12 protein-coding genes and 1 pseudogene are annotated in these 11,767 nt (G+C 71.0%); 1 reads left to right on the top strand and 12 read right to left on the bottom strand.

Features of this window, described 5'->3' with window-relative positions; translation table 11 throughout:
- Window positions 1-52: 52 nt before the first annotated feature.
- Entirely contained in the window at window positions 53-994 is a 942-nt protein-coding gene (rpsB, locus tag ACWGIG_RS30615) for a 30S ribosomal protein S2 (RefSeq protein ID WP_453324933.1), read from the bottom strand.
- A 296-nt stretch (window positions 995-1,290) separates the two neighbouring features.
- Here rpsB and ACWGIG_RS30610 point away from each other — a divergent pair.
- Window positions 1,291-1,689 (top strand): annotated as a pseudogene (locus tag ACWGIG_RS30610) (peptidoglycan DD-metalloendopeptidase family protein); the annotation flags it as partial.
- A gap of 378 nt (window positions 1,690-2,067) precedes the next feature.
- On the opposite strand, the gene ACWGIG_RS30605 reads toward ACWGIG_RS30610, so the two are convergent.
- The 11 genes from ACWGIG_RS30605 to lepB (ACWGIG_RS30555) all read right to left on the bottom strand — a co-directional run bounded on the left by ACWGIG_RS30605 (window position 2,068) and on the right by lepB (ACWGIG_RS30555) (window position 11,659).
- Window positions 2,068-2,628 carry a TetR/AcrR family transcriptional regulator gene (locus ACWGIG_RS30605; protein WP_362416715.1) on the bottom strand — a complete coding sequence of 187 codons (561 nt, stop codon included), beginning with the start codon at window positions 2,626-2,628 and terminating at the stop codon, window positions 2,068-2,070.
- 109 nt (window positions 2,629-2,737) lie between these two features.
- The gene (whiG, locus tag ACWGIG_RS30600) at window positions 2,738-3,574 is read right to left on the bottom strand and encodes an RNA polymerase sigma factor WhiG (RefSeq protein ID WP_453324932.1); all 837 of its coding nucleotides are present in this window, start codon (window positions 3,572-3,574) and stop codon (window positions 2,738-2,740) included.
- A gap of 258 nt (window positions 3,575-3,832) precedes the next feature.
- On the bottom strand, window positions 3,833-5,197 hold the full coding sequence (gene dprA, locus ACWGIG_RS30595; RefSeq protein WP_453324931.1) for a DNA-processing protein DprA: 1,365 nt from the start codon (window positions 5,195-5,197) through the stop codon (window positions 3,833-3,835).
- A gap of 26 nt (window positions 5,198-5,223) precedes the next feature.
- Window positions 5,224-6,867, bottom strand: a complete 1,644-nt coding sequence (locus tag ACWGIG_RS30590; protein WP_453324930.1) for a YifB family Mg chelatase-like AAA ATPase — start codon at window positions 6,865-6,867, stop codon at window positions 5,224-5,226.
- Complete coding sequence (locus tag ACWGIG_RS30585) at window positions 6,867-7,253, bottom strand: YraN family protein (protein WP_398420581.1); 387 nt, start codon at window positions 7,251-7,253, stop codon at window positions 6,867-6,869. Before ACWGIG_RS30585 ends, ACWGIG_RS30590 begins: the two co-directional genes overlap by 1 nt.
- Before the next feature lie 83 nt (window positions 7,254-7,336).
- The gene (locus ACWGIG_RS30580) at window positions 7,337-7,645 is read right to left on the bottom strand and encodes a DUF2469 domain-containing protein (RefSeq protein ID WP_185034425.1); all 309 of its coding nucleotides are present in this window, start codon (window positions 7,643-7,645) and stop codon (window positions 7,337-7,339) included.
- A gap of 55 nt (window positions 7,646-7,700) precedes the next feature.
- The gene (locus tag ACWGIG_RS30575; RefSeq protein ID WP_453324929.1) at window positions 7,701-8,228 is read right to left on the bottom strand and encodes an NUDIX hydrolase; all 528 of its coding nucleotides are present in this window, start codon (window positions 8,226-8,228) and stop codon (window positions 7,701-7,703) included.
- On the bottom strand, window positions 8,225-8,947 hold the full coding sequence (gene lepB, locus ACWGIG_RS30570; protein ID WP_453324928.1) for a signal peptidase I: 723 nt from the start codon (window positions 8,945-8,947) through the stop codon (window positions 8,225-8,227). The genes ACWGIG_RS30575 and lepB (ACWGIG_RS30570) overlap by 4 nt, the downstream gene beginning before the upstream one ends.
- Window positions 8,948-8,993: 46 nt before the next feature.
- Complete coding sequence (gene lepB / locus ACWGIG_RS30565) at window positions 8,994-9,842, bottom strand: signal peptidase I (RefSeq protein WP_453324927.1); 849 nt, start codon at window positions 9,840-9,842, stop codon at window positions 8,994-8,996.
- Between the two features lie 4 nt (window positions 9,843-9,846).
- Complete coding sequence (lepB, locus tag ACWGIG_RS30560) at window positions 9,847-10,950, bottom strand: signal peptidase I (RefSeq protein ID WP_453324926.1); 1,104 nt, start codon at window positions 10,948-10,950, stop codon at window positions 9,847-9,849.
- Entirely contained in the window at window positions 10,943-11,659 is a 717-nt protein-coding gene (gene lepB / locus ACWGIG_RS30555; RefSeq protein ID WP_453324925.1) for a signal peptidase I, read from the bottom strand. Before lepB (ACWGIG_RS30555) ends, lepB (ACWGIG_RS30560) begins: the two co-directional genes overlap by 8 nt.
- Window positions 11,660-11,767 lie beyond the last annotated feature (108 nt).

Below are 11,767 nucleotides of genomic sequence, written 5' to 3'. Positions count from 1 at the left end.
GGCGCCTGGTGGCGCACCCTCCCCCGCCGTCGATCAGCCGCTAAGGGCTGGGTCAGGCCTGCTCGGCGTCCGCGGCCGGAGCCTCGGCAGCGGCCTCGGCCGGCTTCTCGGCCTCGGCGGCCGGAGCCTCGTCGGCGACCGGAGCAGCCTCGGCGTCGGCAGCCGGAGCGGCCTCGGCGGCAGCGGCGTCGGCGGCCGGAGCCTCGTCAGCCTTCTTGTCACCCTCAAGCAGGTCGCGCTCCCACTCGGCGAGGGGCTCGCCGGCGGCCTTCTCGCCCGGCTTGGAGTCGCCGGTGGCGGCACCGGAGCGGGCGATGAGGCCCTCGGCGACGGCGTCGGCGATCACGCGGGTGAGCAGCGTGACGGAGCGGATCGCGTCGTCGTTGCCGGGGATCTTGTAGTCGACCTCGTCGGGGTCACAGTTGGTGTCGAGGATCGCGACGACCGGGATCTTCAGCTTGCGAGCCTCGCCGACGGCGATGTGCTCCTTCTTGGTGTCGACGATCCAGACGGCGCTGGGAACCTTCGACATCTCGCGGATACCGCCGAGGGTCTTCTCCAGCTTGGCCTTCTCGCGCGAGAGAACCAGGAGCTCCTTCTTGGTGAGGCCCGACGCGGCCACGTCCTCGAAGTCGATGAGCTCCAGCTCCTTCAGGCGCTGGAGGCGCTTGTAGACGGTGGAGAAGTTGGTCAGCATGCCGCCGAGCCAGCGCTGGTTGACGTAGGGCATGCCCACGCGCGTCGCCTGCTCGGCGATCGCTTCCTGCGCCTGCTTCTTGGTGCCGACGAACATGACGGAGCCGCCGTGGGCGACGGTCTCCTTGACGAACTCGTAGGCGCGGTCGATGTACGACAGCGACTGGAGCAGGTCGATGATGTAGATGCCGTTGCGCTCCGTGAAGATGAAACGCTTCATCTTCGGGTTCCAACGACGGGTCTGGTGACCGAAGTGGACGCCGCTTTCCAGCAGCTCCCGCATCGTGACGACGGCCATGGCCGTACTCCTTGGGTACTCGGTTATCGCTTCCGCCGGACGGCGGTCACGCCTGACGCCCCTCGCGCTGTGCCCATGAGGTCGTGAAAACCCCTGAGGACCGAGCAGCGCTGCCACTGACCGCTGAGAGTGGGTGGTGGCGGGACGTGCGAAGTCGATCCGGTGACCCGGATCGCCACAAGAAGTGTACGGGACCCGCACAGTGCCGGGTGACGGCGTTGTCCACAACCGTCCGGCCGTCCACAGAAACGGTCCATGATCCCCGGGAATCCGCCCGGCAGGGGACCGTTTCCGGCATGTACCGACTAATGATCACCGCATGGTTCGCACTGGCCGCCACCCTGCTGCCGGGGGCGCCCGCGGCCCTCGCCGCGGAGGGCCCCGACCGGGCCTGGCCGGTGGGCGACCGCCCTGCTGTCGTACGGGGCTGGGAGCCGCCGCCGTCGAAGTACGCGGCCGGTCACCGGGGCGCGGACCTGGCGGCGCGGCCCGGCGCCGAGGTGCGGGCGGCGGCGCCGGGCCGGGTCTCGTTCGCGGGCCGGGTGGCGAACCGCGGAGTGCTCTCGATCACGTTGCCCGCGAGCGGGGATCCGCCGCTGCGCACGACGTACGAACCGGTGCGCGCCCTGGTCGCGGAGGGCGACGAGGTGGTGGCGGGCCAGGTGGTGGCAGTGCTGGAGCCGGGGACGTACCACTGCCCGGCAGCGAGCTGCCTGCACTGGGGGCTGCTGCGGGGAGAGGAGTACCTCGACCCGCTGTCACTGCTGCCGCCCGGCCTGCTGCGCCGGGGACCGCCCCGACTGCTGCCGGTGTTCGGCGTCCCGCCGCCCGAACCGGGCCCGGCACCCCCGCTGCCCCCGAGGGTCACGGCGCTTGCACCGCCCCCGAGGATCGCCGCGCTCACACCGTCCTCGAAGGTCGCGGCGCTCGCACCGGACGCCCTGCACGCGCTGGTGCTGTCCGTGGCCGCGGTGGCTGCGTACCGGATGCACCGGATGCACCGGATGCACCGGACACAGCTGGGCCTTCGACTGCGGCTGCGGCACCGACAACAGCGGCGTCGACCCCGACGCTCAGCCCCGGACGCCGCGCAACGCCATGGAGACGGCCGCCTCCGTAATGACACAGGGCTCCTCGGCGGCGCCGCCGAGCTCCAGGCGCCGCACCGCCGCGTCGACCACGCCCTGGAGCATCATGGCCGCCAGCCGGGGCTGCTCGTGGCCCAGGTCGCGCAGGGCGTCGCCGATCATGGTGACGAGACCGCCGTGCGCGGCACGGATCTTCTCGCGGGCACCGGCGTCCAGCTCGCTCGCCGAGATCGCGACCACGGCCCGGTGGCGGCGGTCGCCGACCAGCGTCAGCTGCTGGCGTACGTACGCCTCGACCTTGCCCTCCGCGGTGTCGGCCGCCGCCATGGCGGACTCGACCTCGGCGGCCCAGACGGGGAAGTCGACGGCGCACAGCTCCTCGACGACCGCGCCCCTGGATCGGAAGTACTCGTAGACCGAGGAGCGGGCCAGGCCCGTGCGCTCGGCGAGGGCGGGGAAGGTCAGCGCTTCCGTACCGCCCTCGGACAGGAGGGATCGGGCAGCGTCCAGGAGGGCACTGCGCTGCATCGTCCGGTGCTCGGCCACGGAGGCCGCTCGAATCCTTGGCACGGCCCCACTCTACGGATGCGGGCCCGGGATGACGACGGGTACACCCGGCAGGCACGATTCAGCGCCCTTCGCCGCCCCCGCGGGGTCAGCGGCCGACGTCCGCCAGCTTGGCCCTGAGCTGGAGGACCGACTTGGTGTGGATCTGGCTGACCCTGCTCTCCGTGACACCGAGCACATTGCCGATCTCGGCGAGAGTGAGGCCTTCGTAGTAGTAGAGGGTGATCACGGTCTTCTCCCGGTCGGGGAGCGTGTTGATGGAGCGGGCGAGCAGCCTGCGCAGCTCGCGGTCCTCGGCAACCTCGACCGGGTTGTCCGCGCTGGTGTCCTCCAGCGTCTCCATCAGGCTCAGCCGGTCGCCGCCCTCGCCGCCGGCGTGCAGCAGGTCTTCGAGTGCGACCACGTTGGCGAGCGACAACTGGCTGAAGACCGCGTGCAGTTCCTCCACCGCGATGCCCATTTCGGAGGCGACCTCGCCCTCGGAGGGGGTGCGGCGCAGCTTCGCCTCCAGGGTCGCGTACGCACGCTCGACGGCTTTGGCCTTCTGCCGCACCGAGCGGGGGATCCAGTCCAGGGCGCGGAGTTCGTCGATCATCGCGCCGCGGATGCGGGTGATGGCGTACGTCTCGAACTTGATGGAGCGCTCGATGTCGAACTTCTCGATGGCGTCGATCAGCCCGAAGACCCCGGAGGACACGAAGTCCGCCTGCTCGACATTGGGCGGCAGCCCCACGCTGACCCGGCCCGCGACGTACTTGACCAGCGGCGAGTAGTGCAGGATCAGCTGCTCCCGCAGCCGCTCGTCGGCCGTGGTCTTGTACGACCGCCACAACTCGTCCACGGACGAGGGCGCCGGGGGCCGTACGGCTCCGCGGGCAGCCGGGGGCGCTGCCGCGCGGTCAGACCCGGAGGTGTGCTGGGGCATGCGTTGCCTTGAGCCGTTCTGCTGTGATGTGAGGGGGACTTGAATGCCGTGCGTGATGCCTGAGCGGGGCGAAATCCTTGCGAGCGTAGCGTGACTGGAGCGTCGCAGTGCGCGAAGGATATGGAACCGGATCGTACGATTGACAGTCCCGGCCCGCACCCCGGCGACGGAGCCACCGCCGCGCACGACTGCTCCACCCGGGGTTCCGTGCACGATTCAAAGGTCATCGTCTTTACCTTTTCACTCGGACGCCCCTGGTCAAGCACCGCCTCGCCGGGCACGCGCACCGCGTACGGCGCTTGACGCCAACTGCCAATCGTCGCCGTGGCGTTCGACGAACCCGAGCGAGTGCAGTTCGTACAACCTGGCGAGCGCTTCATCTCCGGTGGTCCCCGCATCGCGTGCGACGCTCCGCGCGTCGGTCCGCTCACGGGCGGGCAGTGCCTCAAGCACCCGTGCGGTGACGGGGTCGAGGAGGTCCCTGGGGAGTACGGGGCCGCGTCTGGCCGGGGCGAGGTCGCCGATCTCGCCGACCAGCTCGACGATTTCGGCGGCGTCCGTCACCAGTACGCCCTCACCGCGCAGCAGTTCGTGCACCCCGGCGGAGAGCCCGCTGGTGACCGGGCCCGGTACCCCCATGGTGAAGCGGCCGATGCGCTGGGCGCTGCGGGCGGTGACGAGCGAGCCGCTGCGGTACTCGGCCTCGACGACGACGGTGCCCCGGGTGAGGGCGGCGATGACCCGGTTACGCAGCACGAACCTGCTTGCTGTCGGATGACTCCCCGGGGGCAACTCGCCCACCACCAGCCCCTGTTCGGCGATACGGCCGATCAACTCGGCGTGCCCTCGGGGATAACCGACGTCGATCCCGCAGGCCAGGACCGCGACGGTGGCCCCGCCCGCGGCCAGCACCCCGCGGTGCGCCGCCCCGTCGACCCCGAACGCGGCCCCGGACACCACCACCCAGCCGCGCTCCGCGAGCCCGCCGCCAAGGGTCGCCGCCATGTGTGCCCCGTACGGGGTGCAGGCGCGGGCCCCGACGACGGCGACGGACCGCAGTGCCCACATCCGCAGGTTCGGCCGGCCCCGCACCCAGAGCGCGACGGGGCGGGCGTCCCCGAGGTCGTCCAGCTGGGTCGGCCACTCCTCGTCGCCGGGGCACACCAGGCGGCCCCCGACGGCAGCCGCCGCTTCCAGATAGCGGGCCGGATCGACGGCCGCAGCCCGGTTCCGATAGCCGGCGAGCCGCTTCCCGCTCGCCCCGGTCAGCGAATCCCCCGCTGCCGGGCGGGGGCCTTCCGATGCGGCGGGGCCCTCTGGCGCAGCAGAGCCCGTGGGACCGGCGGAGCCCGTTGGACCGGCGGAGCTCTCCGGACCGGCTCCTTGCCGCCCGGGCACCTCCCGACCGGCCCCTTCCCGCCCGGACACCTCCCGACCGGACACCTCCCGACCGGAGTCCTCCCGACCGGGTGCCGTCGGCCCCGGCCCCTCCCGCCCGGGTGCCGTCAGCCTGCGCAGCACTTCCACCGGCCCGTACTCCCGCAGCCAGCGCCCGCCCGTCTCGTCGCCCGGCTCGATGATGCCGGTGAGCGCGGCCCTCGCCAGCCGCTCCGCCTCGCGCACCCCCGTTCCCCTCCCCGCCCCTCCACTCACACCACACCTCCGGCCACCAGCGAGGCCCTCTCCTCGCTGTGGCTGCGGACCGCTCCCCGGTCGATCCCGGTCCGCATCTGGAGCGCCAGCGCCAGGTCGACCTCGTCGGGCCGGTCGTGCCCGCGCAGATCAGCGACGGTCCAGGCGACGCGCAGCACCCGATCGAAGCCCCGTGCGGTCAGCAGGCCCCGTTCCATGTCCCGTTCGGCTGCGCCGAGTGCTCCGGACACCGGCTGCCACCGGGTGCGCAGTTCGTGCCCCGGCACCTCGCTGTTGTTGGTCCACGGGGTGCCCGCGAGCCGGGCGGTGGCCCGCTCCCGCGCCTCGCGCACCCTGGCGGCGACGACCTCGGTCGACTCCCCCCGGCCGCCCTGCCCCATCAGGTCCGCGCGGGTCACCGCTTCGACCCTGACCATCAGGTCGACCCGGTCGATCAGCGGGCCGGACAGCCTCGACTGATAGCGGCGGACCGTCGCCGGGCCGCAGTCGCAGCTGGCCTCCTGCGAGCCGTGCCGGCCGCAGGGGCAGGGGTTCGCCGCCAGCACCATCAGGAAGCGGGCAGGAAACTTCACCACCCCCGCGCTGCGTGCCACCACCACATGTCCCGACTCCAGTGGCTGGCGCAGGGAATCCAGCGCCTTCGCGGTGAATTCGGGCGCCTCGTCCATGAAGAGGATTCCCCGATGGGCCAGCGAGACCGCTCCGGGTCTCGGCAGCCCGTTGCCCCCGCCGATGAGCGACTGCATGGTCGCCGAGTGGTGCGGTGCGCAGTACGGCGCCCTGGTGACCAGGGGTTCGCCCGGCGGCAGGATGCCTGCCACCGAGTGCACCGCCGTCACTTCCAGGGACTCCTGCCTGGTGAGCGGTGGCAGGAGTCCGGGCAGCCGCTCAGCCAGCATCGTCTTGCCCGCCCCCGGCGGGCCGTGGAGCAGCAGGTGGTGGCCTCCCGCTGCGGCGGTCTCCAGGGCGACCCGTGCGGCGTCCTGGCCGCCCACGTCCGCCAGGTCCGCTCCCGCGTGCCCGCTGCCGGCCGCCAGTCCGGTGCCCGCTCCCGCGCCGGGCACCATGAGCCCGGCCAGTATGGCGTCGGGCCGGCCCTCCTCGGCCGGTTCCTCCTCGGGCACCTCCTCCCCGGCGAGCACCGCGATGAGCTGTCGCAGGCTGCGTACGCCGAGGACCGAGATGCCCGGCACCAACGAGGCCTCCGCCGCGCACTGTTCGGGTACGACCACCTGCCGGTACCCGGCCTCGGCCGCGGCGAGCACGGCGGGCAGGATGCCCCGCACCGGTCTGACCCGGCCGTCGAGACCCAGCTCGCCGACCATCACCAGGTCGGCGATCTCCCGGGGGTCGATCCGCTCGGCCGCCCCGAGGACCGCCACCGCGACCGCGAGGTCGAATCCCGAGCCGCTCTTGGGCACCGAGGCGGGGCTCAGCCCCACCGTCAGCTTCTTCTGCGGCCAGGCGACGCCGGAATTGACCACCGCCGCCCGCACCCGGTCCTTGCTTTCGAACAGGCTCTTGTCCGGCAGCCCCACGAGGGCGAAGGCTGCGACACCGGGCTCCAGGTCGGCCTGGACCTCGACGACCACGCCCTCGACGCCGACCAGTGCCACCGAGCACGTACGCGCGAATCCCATCAGGCCACCCCCCGCGCGTGCTCCAGGACCGGGGCCCCGCGTCGGGGCAGGGTGACGCCCACGAGGTCGATCCTGGCGCCGCCGGGCGGCGGCCCGCCGTGCTCGTACAGCCAGAGCTCGGCCAGGGTGCGCAGTCGCTGCGCCTTCCTGGGGGTGACCGCTTCCATCGGGTGCTGGAAGGGGCCGGTGCGGCGGGTCTTGACCTCGCAGACGACGAGCGAGTCGCCGTCCCGGGCCACGATGTCGATCTCTCCCGCCTGGCAGCGCCAGTTGCGCTCCAGTACGGACATTCCCACTTCGGTCAGCCAGCGGGCCGCCAGGTCCTCGCCGTACCGGCCGAGGTTTCCGCGTGCGGTGCGCTGCTTGCGTTCGCTGTTCGCGTTCATTCAGTTCCACCTCCGGAACCGAATGTGACGCAATCCCCGCGAACTAGTGGATCTTGGTGGACAACTCCACCGTTGTGGAAAACTCAGCCACCCGGAAGTTCCAGATCGCTCTTGTTGAGCTCTTCCACGTTGACGTCCTTGAACGTGAGCACCCGGACCTGCTTGACGAACCTGGCGGGCCTGTACATGTCCCAGACCCACGCGTCCGCCATGGATACTTCGAAAAACACCTCGCCCTGGACCGAGTGCACCTGCATCTCGTAGTCGTTGGTGAGGTAGAAGCGCCGTTCGGTCTCGATCACATATTTGAACAGACCGACGACATCGCGGTACTCCCGGTAGAGCTTCAGCTCCATCTCGGTCTCGTACTTCTCGAGGTCCTCGGCGCTCATGGCATGTTCCCCTTCAGCCGTGCGTCCCCCTATTGTGCGCCAGCCCCGTACGCCCCTATGCGATTTCCGGGGCCAGGACGATCGGCGTACTCGGAGGACCCTCGTCGAGCAGCGTGCGCAGCAGCTCGGCGAGCCTGGTCGGGTACACCGTCTCACGCGTCGCGAGGAGGGCGGCGGAGGACCACCACCGCAGACCCGCGGTGCTGCGCCGCTCCAGCTCCGTCAGTCCGGTGAGGACCGTCTCGGTCTGCTTCGTACGCGCGGAAAAATACCATTCCTCCTGGTCCCAGCGGCGCCCGTCGAACGGGAACGAACAGATCCGCTGCCACAGCACCGGCCCGAGCTCGATGTCCGTGATCCCCGTCTCCTCGGCGACCTCGCGCAGCGCCGCCTCGGCCAGGGTCTCGTCGCCCTCCACGCCGCCGCCCGGCGTGAACCACCACTTGCGGTCCGGGTCCTCGGGTTCGAAGCCGTGCATCAGCAGCACCCGGTCCTCGGGGTCGAACAGGATGACCCGCGCGACCTTCCGCAGCGGCCTGTCCGCCAGGCCCGGTCCGTCCGCGTCGGTCGTCCCGGTCGTCACACCCGCACCTTCCGTCGTCCGGCCAGTTTGGCGAGCGGCCCGTACGCCGCTCCGCCGAAGATCAGCACCACACCCGCCACGATCGCGGTCACCAACAGCTTCACAGGCCCCGGCTCGGAGACGCCTCCCGGCAGGGACGCGAAGGCCGCGGGCCGCTCCAGTACGCCGCCGATCGGCCAGGCCACCGCGTCCACCCGGGCATCGACCTTGGCCACCGGGACCGTACCGTGGGTGGAGTCCATGAGGTGCCCCCGGGAGTCCACCGACGTGCGGCGCTCGTCTCCCAGGAGGAAGAGCTCGTCCTGCGGGACCGTGGCGCTGAACGGCTGCGAACCGGCCCCGTCCCCGGAGCGCAGATACGGTTCCTCCACGGGCTTCCCGTTCAGGGTCAGCCGCTTGTCCTTGTCGCAGCAGACGACCTTGTCGCCGCCGACACCGACCACCCGCTTCACCATCGGCATGGCGCCCCACACCTCGTCGGTGAAGACCACCACGTCCCCGCGGCGCACCTCGGTGCCGGATATGCGCTGTGCGAGCACCCGGTCCCCGGTGTTGATCGACGGGGTCATCGAGTCCGACGGCACCGTGTACGGCTTGTACACCAGCGCTCCCCAGGCGAACCCGCCGAGGAAGAGCACACAGCCGACGGCCACGGCCAGCCCCGACAACACATTGCCGAGGCGGCCGTGGCCGTCTTCCGTACGTCCTGCATTGCCCATCCCAGCGCTCCCCCTGCTTCGGAGACCAACGATCTGGGACGGCACCCTACCCGGCGGTACGCCCGTGGGTCAGCCTCCTGCGGCGCCAGAGCACCAGCGGCAGCGCGCCCGCCAGACCGAGTGCTCCAGGGGCGGCCGACGCGGCAGCGGCGGTGGCGCTCGCGAGGCCGGGCTGGTCGAAGGTGTCCGGCACGGGCAGGGTCGACCAGCGGCTGATCGGCCAGGCCACGACCACGGCCCGCCCGACGACCTCGTCGTTGTCGACGAAGCCCTTGGTGGGGAGGTTCTGGTGGTAGCGGGAGTCCTCGGAATTCTTCCGGTTGTCGCCCATCACCCAGATCTTGCCTTCCGGCACCTTCAGCGGGCCGAAGGGCTGGTCGTCGCACGGGGTGCCCTGCGGCGAGATGTACGACTTGTCGTCCAGCGACTTGCCGTTGACCATGACCGAGCCGCCGGTCTTGCACTCCACGGTGTCGCCGCCGACCGCGATGACCCGCTTGATCAGGTCCTTGTCCTCGGCGGACGGCATCAGACCGATGAAGCTCAGGACGTTCTGCACGACGTTGGGCTCCTCCACCGGGGTGTTGAGCCAGTTGCCCGGGTCGTGGAACACCACGACCTCGCCGCGCTCCGGTTCGGCGCCGAACCACGGGGTCAGCTTGTCGACCAGGACGCGGTCGCCCTTCTGGAGGGTCTCCTGCATCGACTCGGAGGGAATCGAGAAGGCCTGCACCAGGAAGGTCTTGATCAGCAGGGCGAGGAGGAGGGCGATGCCGATCAGCAGCGGCAGTTCCTTCCAGAAGGAACGGGGCTTCTTCGGGCTGCCCCGGTGGCCGTCCTCGCTGCTGCCGTCGTGCGTACCGCTGTCCTGCGGGCCGTTGTCCGTGTCGCTCAACTCTTCACCGCTCCGCTGTTCCCTCGCCGGGCCCGGGGTCACGGACGGGGACGCATCGGCACGCCGTTCCGGCTCGGGCTTTTCCTCGGGTCCGTCGTGTCCGGACCGGGCACCGACCGCCACATCCCCCACGTCCACTCCTCACTCCGTGCCACCGCCCGCGCCCGAGAAGGCGCAGACCCACCACTCCCATAACGAGCGGGAGTTCCCCTGGGCTCGGGAGTAGGACCTGACGATCCTGGGACGCCACCTTATCCGCCGGTTCCGGGGCCGCCGCCGCCCCGGCGCGCGGTTCGGGGACGCGGGCGAAGGTCTCGGGCACCTCCAGCTTCCGCCAGTGCCCGATCGGCCAGGCGATGACGACGGCACGGCCCAGTACGTCCTCCTCCGAGACCGTTCCCTGGTACTTCTCGTCCAAGTGGTACCGGGAATCGGCCGAGTTCGACCGATGGTCCCCCAGTACGAAGACCCGCCCCTCGGGGACCTTCACCTCGAACGGAATCTTCGACGGCCGGTCGTTCGGAAAGACATAGGGTTCACTGAGCGGTACGCCGTTGACCGTGACCTGACCATTCTTGTCACAGCACTTCACGGTGTCCCCACCGACCGCGACCACCCTCTTGATGAGGTCCTGCTCGTCGGCCGAAGGCAGCAGCCCGATCCAGGTCAGCCCGACCTTGATCTGCTTGACCACCACCGGGTCTTCCTCCTCCGGGGCCGCTTCCTTCTCCAGCCAGCCGCCGGGGTCCTTGAAGACGACGACCTCGCCGCGCTCGGGACGCGACCCGAACCACGGGGTCAGCTTGTCCACCAGCACCCGGTCGCCGATCCGGATCGTCTGCTCCATCGAGCCGGACGGAATCACGAAGGCCTGCACCAGGAACGTCTTCAGTACGAGCGCGATGAGCAGCGCCACGACTATGAGGACGGGTATCTCCTTGACGGCGGACCTGCGCCGCCGCCGCTTCACCTTGCGGGCGAGCTTGCGCCGCTCCGCCCGCCCCGGCCCCGTACGCCCGTCACCGCCGACGGCGGCAGGCGTGGTGGGCCGGCTCCCCGTCGGCAGCGGGACGTCCTGGGCCGCCCGGTCCCGGCCGCGGCTACCCATGGGTCCCGGCTGGCGCACGTACGCCCGTGAAGGCGTCCGAGCGCTCCAACGGGCCCCACCGGCCGGCGGGCCAGCCGAGCCAGTCCGCGCGGCCTATCACCCGGTCGACCGGCACCATGCCGCCGCCGGGACTGCCCAGACGGTCGCGGGAGTCGCTGGAGCGGGACCGGTGGTCGCCCATCATCCACAGCGTCCCGTCCGGTACGACGATGTCGAAGGGCACCCGGGACGCACTGTCACCGGGATACAGGTACGACTCGTCGACGTACCGCCCGTTCACCTGGATCCTCCCCCGCTTGTCGCAGCAGACGACGCGGTCGCCGCCCACCCCCACCACCCGCTTCACGAAGTCGGTCTCGGCGGGCTCGGCGATTCCGAGCGCCGCTCCCGCCCAACGCAGCGCCCCCGTCACGGGATTGACCGCGGGCCCCTCCCGTACGAAGGAACCCGTGCCGTCGAAGACCACCACGTCACCGCGGAGCGGGGCGGCCCCGAAACGGTACGCCAGCTTGTTCACCAGGACCCGGTCACCGACCTGGAGGGTGGGCTGCATCGAGGTGCTGGGGATCAGGAACGGCTGCAGTACGAAGCCGCTGAACAGCAGCAGGAAGGTGAGGCACGCGAAGGCGAGCAGCACCGGCCGCCGCCACGGGGACCGGACGGCATGTCCGGACGAGGCTTCGTCACCCGGCTCGGTATGTCCGGACAAGGCATCGGACTCCTGCTCTGTTTGTCCGGACAAAGTCTCGTCGGTCTGCTCGCCGTGTCCGGACAAACGCGCGGAGCGCGACCGCTCGCCGTCCCCACTGTCGGGGAC

The organism is Streptomyces sp. NPDC054863, assembly GCF_053610825.1.
Note: the sequence above shows the minus strand (reverse complement) of the source record. Positions and strands in the feature narration are given on the sequence as shown.

What these genes read in the sequence shown, in the direction of transcription:
- rpsB (WP_453324933.1), bottom strand. Translation starts at nt 994, where the DNA reads ATGGCCGTCGTCACGATGCGGGAGCTGCTGGAAAGCGGCGTCCACTTC.
- whiG (WP_453324932.1), bottom strand. Translation starts at nt 3,574, where the DNA reads ATGCCCCAGCACACCTCCGGGTCTGACCGCGCGGCAGCGCCCCCGGCT.
- ACWGIG_RS30590 (WP_453324930.1), bottom strand. Translation starts at nt 6,867, where the DNA reads ATGGGATTCGCGCGTACGTGCTCGGTGGCACTGGTCGGCGTCGAGGGC.
- ACWGIG_RS30585 (WP_398420581.1), bottom strand. Translation starts at nt 7,253, where the DNA reads ATGAACGCGAACAGCGAACGCAAGCAGCGCACCGCACGCGGAAACCTC.
- ACWGIG_RS30580 (WP_185034425.1), bottom strand. Translation starts at nt 7,645, where the DNA reads ATGAGCGCCGAGGACCTCGAGAAGTACGAGACCGAGATGGAGCTGAAG.
- lepB (WP_453324928.1), bottom strand. Translation starts at nt 8,947, where the DNA reads ATGGGCAATGCAGGACGTACGGAAGACGGCCACGGCCGCCTCGGCAAT.
- lepB (WP_453324926.1), bottom strand. Translation starts at nt 10,950, where the DNA reads ATGGGTAGCCGCGGCCGGGACCGGGCGGCCCAGGACGTCCCGCTGCCG.